This window comes from Enterobacter sp. BIDMC 29 (assembly GCF_019378755.1).
Classification (GTDB): domain Bacteria; phylum Pseudomonadota; class Gammaproteobacteria; order Enterobacterales; family Enterobacteriaceae; genus Enterobacter; species Enterobacter ludwigii.
Map to the genome: position 1 here is coordinate 3,416,736 of NZ_CP080000.1, position 17,645 is coordinate 3,434,380.

Sequence of the window (17,645 nt, forward strand, 5' to 3'; positions counted from 1 at the left end):
CGTAGTAACGTAAGATTAACACGAAGTCACCACAACAGCGGACATGAGTTACGAAAGGTTTCAATTCTATCTGTAGCAGCCGCTGTTGTCTTTAAGATTCAGGAGCGTAGTGCATGGAGTTCAGTGTAAAAAGCGGTAGCCCGGAGAAACAGCGGAGTGCCTGCATCGTTGTGGGCGTCTTTGAACCACGCCGACTCTCCCCGATCGCCGAGCAACTCGATAAGATCAGTGATGGCTACATCAGCGCCCTGCTGCGCCGTGGCGAACTGGAAGGCAAACCTGGGCAGACGCTGTTACTGCACCATGTTCCAAACGTACTGTCTGAACGTATTCTGCTGATTGGCTGCGGTAAAGAGCGCGAGCTGGATGAACGTCAGTATAAGCAGGTTATTCAGAAAACGATTAATACGCTGAATGATACCGGCTCAATGGAAGCCGTTTGCTTCCTGACCGAGCTGCACGTCAAAGGCCGTAACACCTACTGGAAAGTGCGTCAGGCGGTCGAAACGGCAAAAGAGAGCCTGTACAGTTTCGATCAGCTGAAAACCAACAAAAGCGAGCCACGTCGTCCGCTGCGTAAGATGGTCTTTAACGTACCGACCCGTCGCGAGCTGACCAGCGGTGAACGCGCTATTCAGCACGGCCTGGCGATTGCTGCCGGGATTAAAGCCGCAAAAGATCTGGGCAATATGCCGCCTAACATCTGTAACGCAGCGTATCTGGCCTCTCAGGCACGTCAGTTGGCTGACGCCTACAGTAAAAATGTCATCACCCGCGTCATCGGCGAACAGCAGATGAAAGAGCTGGGAATGCACTCCTATCTGGCAGTCGGCAACGGCTCCCAGAATGAGTCGCTGATGTCGGTTATCGAGTACAAAGGTAACCCGTCTGAAGATGCGCGTCCGATTGTGCTGGTTGGTAAGGGTCTGACCTTCGATTCCGGCGGTATCTCCATCAAGCCTGCCGAAGGCATGGACGAGATGAAGTACGACATGTGTGGTGCAGCAGCAGTGTATGGCGTGATGCGTATGGTGGCGGAACTTCAGCTGCCGATAAACGTCATTGGCGTGCTGGCGGGCTGTGAAAACATGCCTGGCGGTCGTGCGTACCGTCCGGGTGACGTTCTGACGACCATGTCCGGCCAGACCGTTGAAGTGCTGAACACCGACGCCGAGGGCCGTCTGGTGCTGTGCGACGTGCTGACCTACGTTGAGCGCTTCGAGCCTGAAGCGGTCATTGACGTGGCCACGCTGACCGGTGCCTGTGTGATTGCGCTGGGTCATCACATCACCGGGCTGATGTCGAACCACAATCCTCTGGCGCACGAGCTAATTGGCGCGTCCGAACAGGCCGGTGACCGCGCATGGCGTCTGCCGCTGGGTGACGAGTACCAGGAACAGCTGGAGTCTAATTTCGCCGATATGGCGAACATCGGCGGTCGTCCTGGCGGGGCAATTACTGCGGGCTGCTTCCTGGCGCGCTTTACCCGTAAGTACAACTGGGCGCATCTGGATATCGCAGGTACCGCCTGGCGTTCCGGTAAGGCCAAAGGCGCAACCGGTCGTCCGGTCGCGTTACTGTCGCAGTTCCTGCTCAATCGTGCGGGTTTTAACGGCGAAGAGTAATTGCCGTCAGATGCCCGGTAGCGCTACGCTTACCGGGCCTACGGAAAGATGCCGTTTGTAGGCCGGGTCAGCCCGGCCTTGCATTTAAATCCACAACAAGAAGCCCCATATATGAAGAATGCAACGTTCTACCTTCTGGACAACGACACCCATCAGGACGGCCTCAGCGCAGTTGAACAGCTGGTGTGTGAAATTGCCGCAGAACGTTGGCGCGCAGGTAAACGCGTTTTGATTGCCTGCGAAGATGAGCAGCAGGCCATCCGCCTTGACGAAGCACTCTGGGCACGCCCGCCGGAGAGTTTTGTTCCGCATAATCTGTCTGGCGAAGGCCCTCGTGGCGGCGCACCGGTAGAGATTGCCTGGCCGCAAAAGCGCAACAGCAGCGCGCGCGATATTCTGATTAGCCTGCGGATAGATTTTGCAGATTTTGCCACCGCTTTCACAGAAGTGGTAGACTTTGTCCCTTACGAAGAATCTTTGAAACAACTGGCGCGCGAACGCTATAAAGCGTACCGCCTGGCTGGTTTTAACCTGAATACGGCAACCTGGAAATAATGGAAAAGACATATAACCCACGCGATATCGAACAGCCGCTTTACGAGCACTGGGAACAGCAGGGCTATTTCAAGCCTAACGGCGATGAAAGCAAAGAGTCCTTCTGCATCATGATCCCACCGCCGAACGTCACCGGCAGTTTGCATATGGGTCATGCCTTCCAGCAGACCATCATGGATACCATGATCCGCTACCAGCGCATGCAGGGCAAAAACACCCTGTGGCAGGCGGGGACTGACCACGCGGGTATCGCGACCCAGATGGTGGTTGAGCGTAAAATTGCCGCTGAAGAAGGTAAAACCCGCCACGACTACGGTCGCGACGCGTTCATCGATAAAATCTGGCAGTGGAAAGCAGAATCCGGCGGTACCATCACCCGTCAGATGCGCCGTCTTGGCAACTCCGTGGACTGGGAGCGCGAGCGCTTCACCATGGACGAAGGCCTTTCCAACGCCGTTAAAGAAGTGTTTGTCCGTCTGTACAAAGAAGACCTGATTTACCGTGGCAAGCGCCTGGTAAACTGGGACCCTAAACTGCGCACCGCTATCTCCGACCTGGAAGTGGAAAACCGTGAGTCTAAAGGCTCCATGTGGCATATCCGCTATCCGCTGGCCGACGGCGCTAAAACGGCAGACGGTAAAGATTACCTGGTGGTAGCGACCACCCGTCCGGAAACCCTGCTGGGCGATACCGGCGTGGCCGTTAACCCGGAAGATCCGCGTTATAAAGATCTGATTGGCAAATTCGTGGTGCTGCCACTGGTTAACCGCCGCATTCCCGTTGTGGGCGATGAACACGCCGACATGGAAAAAGGCACCGGCTGTGTGAAAATCACCCCGGCACACGACTTCAACGACTACGAAGTGGGCCGTCGTCACGCCCTGCCAATGATCAACATTCTGACGTTCGACGGTGATATCCGTGAAAGCGCGGAAGTGTATGACACCAAAGGTAACGAATCCGACGTTTACTCCAGCGACATTCCGGCTGAATTCCAGAAAATGGAACGTTTTGCCGCGCGTAAAGCGATTGTCGCTGCAGTGGATGCACTCGGCCTGCTGGAAGAGATCAAACCTCACGATCTGACCGTGCCGTACGGTGACCGTGGTGGTGTTGTTATCGAGCCAATGCTGACCGACCAGTGGTACGTGCGCGCCGACGTGCTGGCGAAACCGGCTGTTGAAGCGGTTGAGAACGGCGACATCCAGTTCGTGCCGAAGCAGTATGAAAACATGTACTTCTCCTGGATGCGTGATATTCAGGACTGGTGTATCTCCCGTCAGCTGTGGTGGGGCCACCGTATCCCGGCCTGGTACGACAGCGAAGGCAACGTCTATGTTGGCCGCAGCGAAGATGAAGTTCGTCAGGAAAACAACCTGAGTGCCGATGTCGCCCTGCGTCAGGACGAAGACGTACTGGACACCTGGTTCTCCTCCGCACTGTGGACCTTCTCCACGCTGGGCTGGCCGGAGAACACCGACGCGCTGCGTCAGTTCCACCCAACCAGCGTGATGGTGTCCGGCTTCGACATCATCTTCTTCTGGATCGCCCGCATGATCATGATGACCATGCACTTCATCAAAGATGAAAACGGCAAGCCACAGGTTCCGTTCCATACCGTCTACATGACCGGTCTGATTCGTGACGACGAAGGCCAGAAGATGTCCAAGTCCAAGGGTAACGTTATCGACCCGCTGGACATGGTTGACGGTATCTCCCTCGAAGAGCTGCTGGAAAAACGTACCGGCAACATGATGCAACCGCAGCTGGCAGAGAAGATCCGCAAGCGTACTGAGAAACAGTTCCCGAATGGGATCGAACCTCACGGTACTGACGCCCTGCGTTTCACTCTGGCGGCACTGGCTTCAACCGGTCGTGACATCAACTGGGACATGAAGCGCCTGGAAGGTTACCGTAACTTCTGTAACAAGCTGTGGAACGCCAGCCGCTTCGTGCTGATGAACACCGAAGATCAGGATTGCGGCTTCAACGGCGGCGAGATGACCCTGTCTCTGGCCGATCGCTGGATCCTGGCAGAGTTCAACCAGACGGTGAAAGCCTTCCGCGAAGCGCTGGACAGTTACCGCTTCGATATCGCGGCGGGCATTCTGTATGAATTCACCTGGAACCAGTTCTGTGACTGGTACCTTGAGCTGGCAAAACCGGTAATGAACGGCGGTTCTGACGCGGAACTGCGCGGTACGCGCAACACGCTGATTACCGTTCTGGAAGGTCTGCTGCGTCTGGCGCACCCGATTATTCCATTCATCACCGAAACCATCTGGCAGCGTGTGAAAGTGATTGCCGGCATCAACGCCGACACCATCATGCTGCAGCCGTTCCCGGAATTCGATGCAGCGAAGGTCGATGAAGCGGCGTCAGCCGATACCGAATGGCTGAAACAGGCGATCGTGGCGGTACGTAATATCCGTGCCGAAATGAACATCGCCCCGGGTAAACCTCTGGAGCTGCTGCTGCGCGGTTGCAGTGAGGCTGCTGTTCGCCGTGTCACCGAGAACAACACCTTTCTGAAAACCATGGCGCGTCTGGAAAGCATCACCGTGCTGCCTGCGGATGACAAAGGTCCGGTATCCGTGACCAAAATCATCGACGGCGCCGAGCTGCTGATCCCGATGGCAGGTCTTATCGACAAAGACGCTGAGCTGGCTCGTCTGGCAAAAGAAGTGGCTAAGGTCGATGTGGAAATTGGCAAAATCGAAAGCAAACTGGCGAATGAAGGCTTTGTTGCCCGTGCGCCGGAAGCGGTTATCGCGAAAGAACGTGAGCGTCTGGTTGCCTTCGCCGATGCTAAGACCAAACTGATCGAGCAGCAGGCGGTTATTGCAGCCCTGTAATGCTTTTACCCCTTACGCTTCAGGGCGTAAGGGGTATCCTTCCTGAAAACTCCTCGCTTGCGCTCCCTTTACTGCGGTGCTATTAACAGCAGTTGTGTGTCAATTTTTGTAATGAGTAAGACTATGAGCGTGATTACCCCCGTCGCGACGACGATGCGTCGGATCACTGAGCAGGACAACCCGGCTATTGCCGCCGTTATCCGAACGGTTTCCGCAGAGTATGGCCTGACCGCCGACAAAGGCTATACCGTTGCCGACCCGAATCTGGATGAGCTGTTTCAGTTGTACAGCCAGCCGGGCTACGCCTATTGGGTTATTGAGCAGAACGGCCAGGTGGTGGGCGGCGGTGGCGTGGCGCCTTTAAGCTGCAGCGAGCCGGATATCTGCGAACTGCAAAAAATGTATTTTCTGCCGTCGGTACGCGGGCAAGGGCTGGCGAAAAAGCTGGCGCTTATCGCCCTTGAACATGCGCGTACTCAGGGTTTTAAACGCTGTTACCTGGAAACAACCGCCTTCCTCAAAGAGGCCATTGGCCTGTATGAACATCTGGGCTTTACGCATATTGATGCGCCGCTGGGCTGTACCGGCCACGTCGATTGCGAAGTCAGGATGCTGAAAACTCTGTAAAGGGCATTCCTGCCCTCTTCTGTTAAGCGACTGTAAACTGAATGCTCTACACTCTCAGTTCACACCATAACGGGGGAAACACGATGTCGAAGATAAAAAGCTACGCCGCACCGCAGGCGGGTGCAGAACTTGAGCTGTACGAATACGATGCGGGCGACCTAAAAGCAGAAGACGTCGAAGTGCAGGTTGATTACTGCGGGATCTGCCACTCCGATCTCTCCATGATCGACAATGAATGGGGCTTCTCACAGTATCCACTGATTGCCGGCCACGAAGTCATTGGCCGCGTTGTGGCGCTCGGTAGCGCCGCACAGGACAAAGGGCTGAAGGTCGGCCAGCGCGTGGGTATTGGCTGGACGGCGCGCAGCTGTGGTCACTGCGATGCCTGTATCAGCGGTAACCAAATTAACTGCCTCGAAGGCGCAGTCCCTACCATTCTGAACAAAGGCGGTTTCGCCGATAAACTGCGTGCCGACTGGCAATGGGTTATTCCCCTGCCGGACAGCATTGATATCGAATCTGCCGGTCCGCTGCTGTGCGGCGGTATCACCGTATTCAAACCGCTGCTGATGCATCATGTCACCGCCACCAGCCGTGTGGGTGTCATCGGGATTGGTGGTCTGGGCCATATCGCAATTAAACTGCTGCACGCGATGGGCTGTGAAGTCACGGCGTTTAGCTCGAACGCGGCCAAAGAGAAAGAAGTGCTGGCGATGGGGGCGGATAAGGTAGTCAACAGCCGCGATCCGCAAGCGCTTAAATCGCTGGCAGGTCAGTTTGATCTGATCATCAATACCGTTAACGTCGATCTCGACTGGCAACCGTACTTTGAAGCGCTGGCCCACGGCGGTAACTTCCACACCGTCGGTGCAGTGATGAAACCGCTGCCGGTGCCTGCGTTTACGCTGATCGGGGGGGATCGCAGCGTCTCCGGTTCAGCAACCGGTACGCCGTTCGAATTGCGCAAACTGATGAAGTTTGCCGGACGCACTAAAGTGGCGCCCACCACCGAACTGTATCCGATGTCTAAAATCAACGAAGCTATCCAGCATGTGCGTGACGGTAAAGCCCGTTATCGCGTGGTGTTGAAAGCGGATTTTTGATGTGAACTCGCGGGATGCGTGCGGCCTGATTGCACGCATCGCCACCCTCTCCCGTCGGGAGAGGGTGTAATACTCAAAACGCTACCGTTTTGCTGCGGTCATTGCCTTGAACACCTCTGCTACCGCCACGGCCCCCGGGTCGGTCACCCCCTCCAGGTTCTCTTTGTTGACATACGACGAACGTCCAGCACCCGCTTTCACCATATTCGCTGTCGCCTCAGCGCCCGCGTTCGCAGCCTGCGCAGCAGCCTGAAGGTCGCCTTTCTGCAATGCCTCCAGCGCCGGTTGCAGGGCATCGATCAAGGTGCGATCGCCAAGATCTGCCCCACCATACTGCTTCATCTGCGCCAGCCCGCTTAAGAGTGCTTCCGGCAACGGCTGACCGTCGTGCAACGTCTGCCCGGCAGCGGTAAAAAAGATCGACATCAGCACACCGCTTGAGCCCCCCATAACCGTTGCCAGCCGCTCGCCAACCAGCAGCAACAGCGTCGACACATCATTTAGCGGAAGCTGTTTCTTCTCCAGACGCTGCGCAATATCCCGCGCCCCTTGCGCAAAGGTAGAGCCCGTATCGCCATCACCCACTTTGGCATCCAGCGCATTGAGGCGGTTTTCCAGCTGGATCAGCGTCTGCGTGACCGTGGAGACGATCTCTGCGACCCGTGGATTGTCCGAGGCGGTATATTCCACGCGGTCATGGATCGCGCTATGTTCCTGCACGCGCAGCGGCGCAAACGCCACCGGCTTCTGCCAGCCCAACGTCTCCACCTCTTCATGGAGAGCTTTTTCGAACAGATCGTTAAGCTTCAGCAACGTCAGCGAAAAGCCTTTCATATCCAGGGCACTCACCAGCGGTACCGGACCAATCAGATAAGCGATATTCTCTTTCAGCGCCGAGTGGGCGAGCTCTTTGGTGAGCAACGCCATCTCCAGCGCCGACACGCCGCCGAGGTTATTGATAAGCACCGCAAAACGCCCGTTACCGGCCTGCGCTTTGAGCGGCTCGACCAGCGTCTCGATGATGGCTTTGCTGTTTTGCGTATCGACAACCGAGGCACCAGGCTCCCCGTGGATCCCGAGCCCCAGCTCCACGTGCCCCTGCTTGATCCGCCCCTCTTCATCATCGCTGCCCGGCAGGTTACAGGTTTGCATTGCCACGCCCAGGCTCCAGAGATTATCGCAAGCCTGCTGCGCGATATCGCGCACCTCGGTCAGTGATTTGCCATGCTCTGCCGCATAGCCCGCGATTTTATGAACCAGTGCCGTACCGGCGATACCGCGCGGCTGCTTGTTATCCGGCAGGGCAATATCATCGGCGACAATGACCATCTCGACCTTCAGGCCATAGCGCTTGGCTTTTTCTGCCGCCAGGCCGAAATTAAGCCGGTCGCCGGTGTAATTTTTCACGATCAGCAGACAACCCCGATCGCCCGTTACCGCCACAATGGCGTTCAGCACCGCATCAACGCTCGGCGAAGCAAAAAGATCCCCGCACACCGCTGCCGTGAGCATCCCTTTGCCGACAAACCCGGCGTGTGCAGGTTCGTGACCAGAGCCACCGCCTGAAATGACCGCCACCCGGCTTTTATCCCAGTCGCTGCGCGCCACCACCCGAATGGCCGGGTCGATATCAAGTTTGACGAGATTAGCGTGTGGTGCCGAAATCAGTATGCCTTCGATGGCGTCGTTGACCAGCTGTTTGCGATCGTTAAAGAAGAATCTGGACATAGTTTTCCAAAATTTTGTGAACCGTATGCAAAAGCATAGTCCGCGCTGGATAATGCGCCGCAAAGTCAGCAATTTACTCAGCCATTTTGCCGTCAGGTTGCCTATACTCGACCGAGGACTAAGAGAGGAAGCGCATTATGAGTACACCATTGTTAATTGCCCGCACGCTGGACAAAGAGCTGTTTTTACTGCCCGCGATGGCCAACCGCCACGGTCTCATCACCGGGGCCACCGGGACGGGGAAAACCGTGACCCTGCAGAAGCTGGCAGAGTCGCTTTCAGAGATTGGCGTACCGGTCTTTATGGCCGATGTAAAAGGCGATTTAACCGGTGTGGCTCAGGAAGGCACTCCGTCCGAAAAACTGCTCGACCGACTCAAAAATATCGGCATCACGGACTGGACACCGCACAACAATCCGGTCGTGTTATGGGATATCTTTGGTGAGAAAGGTCACCCGGTACGTGCAACCGTCTCCGATCTCGGTCCGCTGCTGCTGGCTCGTCTGCTCAACCTCAACGACGTGCAGTCCGGTGTGCTGAACATCATCTTCCGTATTGCCGACGACCAGGGTCTGCTGCTGCTTGATTTCAAAGATCTGCGGGCCATTACCCAGTACATCGGTGATAACGCCAAATCGTTCCAGAACCAGTACGGTAATATCAGCAGCGCCTCAGTCGGGGCCATCCAGCGCGGGTTACTGACCCTGGAGCAACAGGGTGCCGAACATTTCTTTGGCGAACCGATGCTGGATATCAAGGACTGGATGCGCACCGACAGCAACGGGAAAGGCATCATCAATATTCTGAGCTCAGAGAAGCTCTACCAGATGCCGAAGCTCTACGCCGCCAGCCTGCTGTGGATGCTCTCTGAACTGTACGAGCAGTTACCTGAAGCCGGCGATCTCGACAAGCCCAAGCTGGTCTTCTTCTTCGACGAAGCGCACCTGCTGTTTAACGATGCGCCACAGGTTCTGCTGGATAAGATTGAACAGGTGATCCGCCTGATCCGCTCTAAAGGCGTCGGCGTCTGGTTTGTTTCGCAAAACCCGTCCGATATTCCTGACAACGTGCTAGGACAGCTTGGTAACCGCGTACAGCATGCCCTGCGCGCCTTTACGCCGAAAGATCAGAAGGCCGTCAAAGCCGCCGCGCAAACCATGCGAGCGAACCCGGCATTTGATACCGAAGCGGCCATCCAGGCGTTGGGCACCGGTGAAGCGCTTATCTCTTTCCTGGATGCAAAAGGCAGCCCGTCCGTTGTGGAGCGCGCAATGGTGATTGCCCCTTGCTCCCGGATGGGGCCCGTGACGGACGATGAACGCAACGGCCTGATTAACCGCTCCCCGCTGTATGGTAAGTATGAGGACGACGTGGATCGCGAGTCGGCATTCGAGATGCTGCAAAAAGGGGTACAGGCCACCACCGAATCCCAGGACGCGCCTGCCGCCAAAGGCCAGTCTGTTGCCGTGGACGACGGCATCCTGGGCGGGCTTAAGGATATCCTGTTTGGTACAACCGGACCACGCGGCGGCAAACGCGATGGCGTCGTGCAGACCATGGCGAAAAGTGCAGCGCGTCAGGTCACGAATCAGATTGTACGCGGCATGCTGGGGAGCCTGTTAGGCGGTCGTCGCCGGTAAGCGGGGAACCCAGGGGCGACCAAGCGCCGATCCCTGTACGCCGTGATCTTGCAGATAACGGTCGATTTCCACCATCCCCGTCCAGCGGTTCTCACACCAGAGCGGTGCAAGAAGCGTTGGACGGCGGGCGCTGGCGGAGATGCGGTGGTAGACAATCTCCGGCGGGGTGTGCCGAATCATCTCCCCCGCCGTCATCGTATACGCATCAAGCTCAATACCGGTTAAGCGCCCGGCTTCCCAGGCTTTGGCCATGATACTGCCCTTCACGATGTGCAGTGGATGCAGCTTAATTCCGTCCACACCGGTCTCGACCACCTTTTCCAGTGTCTCAAGACCGTGCTGCTGCCCTTCGCCTGGCAGGCCGACAATCAGGTGCGAGCACACCTTTAGCCCACGCTCACGCGCGAGACGTGTGGTGCGCTGGTAACAGGCAAAATCATGTCCACGGTTGATGCGGTGCAGAGTTTTGTCGTGCGCACTTTGCAGGCCCAGCTCCAGCCAGATCTCATACCCCTGCTCCTTGTACTCGCTGAGCAGGTCCAGTACCGCTTCCGGCACGCAGTCCGGGCGGGTGCCCACACACAGCCCTACGATACTGGCCTGACTTACCGCCTGCTGATACATGGAACGCAAGACCTGTACTTCCGCCCATGTGCTGGTGTAGGCCTGGAAATAGGCCAGATACTGTTTCGCACGGTTGACCAGACTCGCCTGATGGGACAGCTGTTCGACGATAGAACGATGCTGCTGCGCTTCGTCAGCAAAAGACGCCACATTACAGAAAGTACAGCCCCCGCGCCCGATCGTCCCGTCACGGTTCGGGCAGCTAAAACCGCCATGCAGCGTCAGCTTGTGAACCTTTTGCCCATAACGCTGCAAAAGATCCCCACCAAACATGTTGACTAATTTCTGTAACTGCATAATCTGATAGACCGTCCCAAAGAAAGGGGACAAGCCTGCCATTTTTAGCCTCTGTCGGCGATGACCTGGATCAATCGCCCTGGACGGCCTTTACCTCTATGAATAAATACTCAGGATTACTGCAATTTCATTCACGCCAGTTGTGATTACTTTTCCTTATGTTCTGATTGTTTTTTTCACTTATAGCGCCAGCACTGAAAAACAGTGACTTTATGCGGGTTTGCATTTCATCGTAGAGAATTATTCTGCTAAAAAACGGCTATTCAGCACGCTACATCGATAATACCGCTTTCATATAGTGAGTCAGATCACACTCCGCTGCGTCTCGCCACAGCTTACAAACGTTGTAAATAGAGTTGAATTTCTTTTATATACAAATAGTTAACTACGCTTTAGCACATTTTTGTATAAATAAGATTGCCATTTGACCTGTGTACCAATTCCCGATAAGTTGGAAATCCGCTGGAAGCTTTCTGGATGAGCAGCCTGCTCATCATATTTATGCAGTAATTGAGATTCCCTCTGAAGCAAGTCCTCAAACTTGTTTACCTGCGCGAAAGGATGAAAAAGAGGGCGAATGCGAGGTACGCGTATGAAACGCAAACCCCGTCGCCATGCTCTTTCTGTGCCTGTGCGCCACGGTTCAGTGGGAAGCCCGACGAGCCTGGGGAGGTTCACTGATATGTTGTACGATAAATCCCTTGAGAAGGATAACTGTGGTTTCGGCCTGATCGCCCACATAGAAGGCGAACCTAGCCACAAGGTAGTGCGTACTGCTATTCACGCACTGGCCCGCATGCAGCACCGTGGTGCCATCCTTGCTGATGGTAAAACCGGCGACGGTTGCGGTCTGCTGCTGCAAAAACCGGATCGTTTCTTCCGTATCGTTGCGGAAGAGCGCGGCTGGCGTTTAGCCAAAAACTACGCTGTCGGTATGCTGTTCCTGAATCAGGATCCTGAAAAAGCTGCCGCCTCACGCCGCATCGTCGAAGAAGAACTTCAACGTGAAACCCTGTCTATTGTTGGCTGGCGCGATGTGCCAACCAACGAAGGGGTACTCGGCGAAATCGCCCTCTCCTCGCTGCCTCGAATTGAACAGATTTTTGTTAATGCCCCTGCGGGCTGGCGTCCGCGTGATATGGAACGCCGTCTGTTTATCGCCCGTCGTCGCATTGAAAAACGTCTCCAGGATGACAAAGAGTTCTACGTCTGTAGCCTCTCTAACCTGGTGAACATCTATAAAGGTCTGTGTATGCCGGCTGACCTGCCGCGCTTCTACCTGGACCTGGCGGACCTGCGTCTGGAATCGGCCATCTGCCTCTTCCACCAGCGCTTCTCCACCAACACCGTCCCTCGCTGGCCGCTGGCACAGCCGTTCCGCTACCTGGCGCACAACGGCGAGATCAATACCATTACCGGTAACCGCCAGTGGGCGCGTGCTCGTACCTATAAGTTCCAGACGCCACTGATCCCTGACCTGCATGATGCCGCGCCGTTCGTTAACGAAACCGGCTCTGACTCCAGCTCCATGGATAACATGCTGGAGCTGCTGCTGGCAGGCGGTATGGATATCGTGCGCGCCATGCGTCTGCTCGTGCCACCGGCATGGCAGAACAACCCGGATATGGATCCAGAGCTGCGCGCGTTCTTCGACTTTAACTCCATGCACATGGAGCCGTGGGATGGCCCGGCGGGCATCGTTATGTCCGACGGTCGCTTTGCTGCCTGTAACCTGGACCGTAACGGTCTGCGTCCGGCACGCTACGTCATCACCAAAGATAAGCTCATCACCTGCGCCTCTGAAGTCGGTATCTGGGATTACCAGCCTGACGAAGTGGTTGAGAAAGGCCGCGTTGGCCCGGGCGAGCTGATGGTTATCGACACCCGCGGTGGGCGCATTCTGCACTCTGCTGAAACCGATAACGATCTGAAGAGCCGCCATCCGTACAAAGAGTGGATGGAGAAAAACGTTCGTCGCCTGGTGCCATTCGAAGATCTGCCGGATGAAGAAGTGGGCAGTCGTGAGCTGGACGACGATACGCTCGCCAGCTTCCAGAAACAGTTTAACTACAGCGCCGAAGAGCTGGATTCCGTGATCCGCGTACTCGGTGAAAATGGCCAGGAAGCGGTCGGCTCCATGGGTGACGATACCCCGTTTGCCGTGCTCTCCAGCCAGCCACGCATCATTTATGATTACTTCCGTCAGCAGTTTGCGCAGGTGACCAACCCGCCAATCGATCCGCTGCGTGAAGCACACGTGATGTCACTGGCCACCAGCATTGGTCGCGAGATGAACGTCTTCTGCGAAGCTGAAGGCCAGGCGCACCGCCTGACCTTTAAATCGCCGATCCTGCTGTACTCTGATTTCAAACAGCTCACCACCCTGAAAGAGGATCACTACCGCGCCGACACGCTCGATATCACTTTCGACGTGACCGAAGTGACCCTCGAAGAGACGGTGAACGCGCTGTGTGACAAAGCGGAACAGATGGTGCGTAACGGTACCGTTCTGCTGGTGCTCTCTGACCGCAATATTGCGAAAAACCGTCTGCCGGTACCGGCTCCAATGGCGGTAGGTGCTATCCAGACGCGTCTGGTCGATAAGAGCCTGCGCTGCGACGCCAACATCATTGTTGAAACCGCCAGCGCCCGCGATCCGCACCACTTTGCCGTGCTGTTAGGCTTTGGTGCGACGGCTATTTACCCGTACCTGGCCTACGAAACGCTGGCGCGTCTCGTGGATACCCGTGCTATCGACAAAGATTACCGCACGGTGATGCTGAACTACCGTAACGGCATCAACAAAGGCCTGTACAAAATTATGTCCAAAATGGGCATCTCGACCATCGCCTCCTACCGCTGCTCGAAGCTGTTTGAAGCGGTCGGTCTGCATGACGACGTGGCGACACTTTGCTTCCAGGGTGTTATCAGCCGTATCGGCGGTGCCGGATTCGCTGACTTCCAGCAGGATCTGATGAACCTGTCGAAACGCGCCTGGCTGGCACGTAAGCCGCTGGATCAAGGTGGCCTGCTGAAGTATGTCCACGGCGGTGAATATCACGCTTATAACCCGGACGTGGTGCGTACGCTGCAACAGGCCGTTCAGAGCGGCGAGTACAGCGATTACCAGCAGTATGCTGAACTGGTGAACAGCCGTCCGGCGGCGACGCTGCGCGACCTGCTGGCGCTGAACCCGGGTGATGAAGCCGTCAGCATTGACGACGTTGAGCCTGCCACTGAACTGTTTAAACGCTTTGACACCGCGGCAATGTCCATCGGTGCGCTCAGCCCGGAAGCTCACGAAGCGCTGGCTGAAGCGATGAACAGCATCGGCGGCAATTCAAACTCCGGTGAAGGTGGTGAAGACCCTGCCCGTTATGGCACCAACAAAGTCTCACGTATCAAGCAGGTTGCATCCGGTCGCTTTGGCGTCACGCCAGCGTATCTGGTTAACGCCGACGTGATTCAGATTAAAGTCGCTCAGGGTGCAAAACCGGGCGAAGGCGGCCAGTTACCGGGTGATAAAGTCACGCCGTATATCGCCAAATTACGCTACTCCGTACCTGGTGTGACGCTGATTTCGCCGCCACCACATCACGATATTTATTCTATCGAGGATCTGGCGCAGCTGATTTTCGACCTGAAACAGGTCAACCCGAAAGCGATGATCTCCGTGAAGCTGGTTTCCGAACCGGGCGTTGGCACCATCGCGACCGGTGTGGCAAAAGCCTATGCGGACCTGATCACCATCGCCGGTTATGACGGTGGTACCGGGGCAAGCCCACTCTCCTCCGTAAAATACGCGGGCTGTCCGTGGGAGCTTGGCCTGGTGGAAACCCAGCAGGCGCTGGTGGCTAACGGTCTGCGTCATAAGATCCGTCTGCAGGTGGATGGCGGCCTGAAAACCGGCCTCGACATCATCAAGGCGGCGATTCTGGGTGCGGAAAGCTTTGGTTTCGGCACGGGCCCTATGGTCGCGCTCGGCTGTAAATACCTGCGTATTTGCCACCTGAACAACTGTGCAACCGGTGTTGCAACCCAGGACGAGAAGCTGCGTAAGAACCATTACCACGGCCTGCCGTTCAAAGTGACGAACTACTTTGATTTCATCGCCCGCGAAACCCGTGAGCTGATGGCACAGCTGGGCGTGAAACGCCTGGTGGATCTGATTGGCCGTACCGACCTGCTCAAAGAGCTGGAAGGTTTCACAGCCAAACAGCAGAAGCTTGAGCTGTCTAAGTTGCTGGAAACTGCCGAGCCACATCCTGGCAAAGCGGTCTACTGCACCGAGAATAACCCGCCGTTCGACAATGGCGTGCTGAACGCGCAGCTGCTGCAGCAAGCGAAGCCGTATGTGGATGACAAGCAGAGCAAAACGTTCTGGTTTGATATTCGCAACACTGACCGTTCTGTCGGTGCATCGCTTTCCGGTTACATCGCGCAAACGCACGGTGACCAGGGCCTGGCGGCCGACCCGATTACCGCACACTTCAGCGGTACCGCGGGTCAGAGCTTCGGCGTGTGGAACGCCGGCGGCGTTGAACTGTATCTGACCGGTGATGCCAACGACTACGTCGGTAAAGGCATGGCGGGTGGTCTGCTGGCGGTGCGTCCGCCGGTCGGTTCTGCCTTCCGTAGCTGCGATGCCAGCATCATCGGTAACACCTGTCTGTACGGCGCGACCGGTGGTCGTCTGTTTGCAGCGGGTCGTGCAGGTGAACGTTTCGCCGTACGTAACTCCGGTGCCATCACCGTGGTTGAAGGTATCGGTGATAACGGTTGTGAATACATGACGGGCGGGATTGTGTGCGTCCTGGGTAAAACCGGCGTGAACTTTGGCGCAGGCATGACGGGCGGTTTTGCTTACGTCCTGGATGAAGACGGTGAGTTCCGCAAACGCGTGAACCCTGAACTGGTGGAAGTGCTGGACGTTGAAACGCTGGCTATCCACGAAGAACACCTGCGCGGTTTGATTACCGAACACGTGCAGCATACCGGTTCTTCGCGCGGCGAAGAGATCCTGGCCAACTGGCCGGCGTTCTCTGCGAAATTCGCGCTGGTTAAACCGAAGTCCAGCGATGTTAAAGCCCTGTTGGGTCACCGTAGTCGTAGCGCAGCAGAGCTGCGTGTGCAGGCGCAGTAAGGAATTCAGATGAGCCAGAACGTATACCAGTTTATCGACCTGCAGCGTGTTGATCCGCCAAAGAAACCGCTGAAGATCCGTAAAATTGAATTTGTAGAAATCTATGAGCCGTTTTCAGAAGGCCAGGCCAAAGCACAGGCAGACCGCTGCCTGTCCTGCGGTAACCCTTACTGCGAATGGAAATGTCCGGTCCATAACTACATCCCGAACTGGCTGAAACTGGCCAACGAAGGACGTATTTTTGAAGCTGCCGAGCTGTCTCACCAGACAAACACCCTGCCGGAAGTGTGCGGCCGCGTGTGTCCTCAGGACCGTCTGTGTGAAGGTTCCTGTACGCTGAACGACGAATTTGGCGCGGTGACCATCGGTAATATCGAACGCTATATCAACGATAAAGCCTTCGAAATGGGCTGGCGTCCGGATATGACCGGCGTTAAGCAAACCGACAAGCGTGTGGCGATCATCGGTGCGGGCCCGGCGGGCCTGGCCTGTGCGGACGTTCTGACCCGTAACGGCGTGAAGGCGGTGGTCTTTGACCGCCATCCGGAAATCGGCGGTCTGCTGACCTTCGGTATTCCGGCCTTCAAGCTGGAAAAAGAGGTCATGACCCGCCGCCGTGAAATCTTCACCGGTATGGGTATTGAGTTCAAACTGAACGTGGAAGTCGGTCGCGACGTGCAGCTCGACGACCTGCTGAAGGATTACGACGCCGTCTTCCTGGGCGTGGGAACCTATCAGTCCATGCGCGGTGGTCTGGAAAACGAAGATGCGCCGGGCGTATTCGACGCACTGCCGTTCCTGATTGCCAATACCAAACAGATCATGGGCTATGGCGAAACCGCCGATGAGCCGTATGTCAGCATGGAAGGCAAACGCGTGGTGGTGCTGGGCGGGGGTGATACCGCGATGGACTGCGTGCGTACCTCCATTCGCCAGAATGCGGCACACGTGATCTGCGCCTACCGTCGTGACGAAGAGAACATGCCGGGCTCTAAACGCGAAGTGAAAAACGCGCGTGAAGAGGGCGTGGAATTCCAGTTCAACATCCAGCCTCTGGGTATTGAAGTGAATGCCAACGGCAAAGTGAGCGGCGTGAAAATGGCGCGCACTGAGATGGGTGCACCGGATGCGAAAGGTCGTCGTCGCGCAGAGATCGTGGCAGGCTCCGAGCATGTGATCCCGGCCGATGCCGTAGTAATGGCGTTCGGTTTCCGTCCTCACAGCATGGAGTGGCTGGCGAAGCACAGCGTAGAGCTGGACTCTCAGGGTCGTGTTATTGCGCCGGAAGGCAACGAAAACGCGTTCCAGACCAGCAACCCGAAAATCTTTGCTGGCGGTGATATCGTTCGCGGTTCCGACCTGGTCGTTACCGCGATTGCCGAAGGCCGTAAAGCCGCTGACGGTATTCTGAACTACCTGGAAGTGTAAAAAAATAAGCCGGATGGCAA

General features: G+C 56.3%; 10 protein-coding genes. 8 read left to right on the top strand and 2 right to left on the bottom strand.

Annotated features, from left to right (window positions below; translation table 11 throughout):
• Positions 1-113 precede the first annotated feature (113 nt).
• From pepA to JTA15_RS15120, 5 genes are all read left to right on the top strand, one after another.
• Complete coding sequence (gene pepA / locus JTA15_RS15100; RefSeq protein WP_014171826.1) at positions 114-1,625, top strand: leucyl aminopeptidase; 1,512 nt, start codon at positions 114-116, stop codon at positions 1,623-1,625.
• A 111-nt stretch (positions 1,626-1,736) separates the two neighbouring features.
• Positions 1,737-2,180, top strand: coding sequence for a DNA polymerase III subunit chi (gene holC, locus JTA15_RS15105; protein WP_008502815.1), 444 nt, complete (start codon positions 1,737-1,739; stop codon positions 2,178-2,180).
• Complete coding sequence (locus JTA15_RS15110) at positions 2,180-5,035, top strand: valine--tRNA ligase (RefSeq protein ID WP_047743782.1); 2,856 nt, start codon at positions 2,180-2,182, stop codon at positions 5,033-5,035. The genes holC and JTA15_RS15110 overlap by 1 nt, the downstream gene beginning before the upstream one ends.
• A gap of 123 nt (positions 5,036-5,158) precedes the next feature.
• Positions 5,159-5,662, top strand: a complete 504-nt coding sequence (locus JTA15_RS15115) for a GNAT family N-acetyltransferase (RefSeq protein ID WP_020883521.1) — start codon at positions 5,159-5,161, stop codon at positions 5,660-5,662.
• Between the two features lie 83 nt (positions 5,663-5,745).
• Entirely contained in the window at positions 5,746-6,765 is a 1,020-nt protein-coding gene (locus JTA15_RS15120; protein ID WP_219372462.1) for an NAD(P)-dependent alcohol dehydrogenase, read from the top strand.
• Positions 6,766-6,846: 81 nt separating this feature from the next.
• On the opposite strand, the gene JTA15_RS15125 is transcribed toward JTA15_RS15120, so the two are convergent.
• Positions 6,847-8,493, bottom strand: a complete 1,647-nt coding sequence (locus JTA15_RS15125; protein WP_219372463.1) for a dihydroxyacetone kinase subunit DhaK — start codon at positions 8,491-8,493, stop codon at positions 6,847-6,849.
• 137 nt (positions 8,494-8,630) lie between these two features.
• Here JTA15_RS15125 and JTA15_RS15130 point away from each other — a divergent pair, with 137 nt between their 5' ends.
• Entirely contained in the window at positions 8,631-10,133 is a 1,503-nt protein-coding gene (locus JTA15_RS15130; protein WP_025202916.1) for a helicase HerA-like C-terminal domain-containing protein, read from the top strand.
• Here JTA15_RS15130 and JTA15_RS15135 read toward each other — a convergent pair.
• Positions 10,113-11,054 carry a TIGR01212 family radical SAM protein gene (locus JTA15_RS15135; protein WP_219372464.1) on the bottom strand — a complete coding sequence of 314 codons (942 nt, stop codon included), beginning with the start codon at positions 11,052-11,054 and terminating at the stop codon, positions 10,113-10,115. The genes JTA15_RS15130 and JTA15_RS15135 overlap by 21 nt on opposite strands.
• A 682-nt stretch (positions 11,055-11,736) precedes the next feature.
• Here JTA15_RS15135 and gltB point away from each other — a divergent pair.
• Positions 11,737-16,197 carry a glutamate synthase large subunit gene (gene gltB / locus JTA15_RS15140; RefSeq protein ID WP_196087936.1) on the top strand — a complete coding sequence of 1,487 codons (4,461 nt, stop codon included), beginning with the start codon at positions 11,737-11,739 and terminating at the stop codon, positions 16,195-16,197.
• A gap of 9 nt (positions 16,198-16,206) precedes the next feature.
• Entirely contained in the window at positions 16,207-17,625 is a 1,419-nt protein-coding gene (locus JTA15_RS15145; RefSeq protein ID WP_014171835.1) for a glutamate synthase small subunit, read from the top strand.
• The last annotated feature ends 20 nt before the right edge of the window (positions 17,626-17,645 follow it).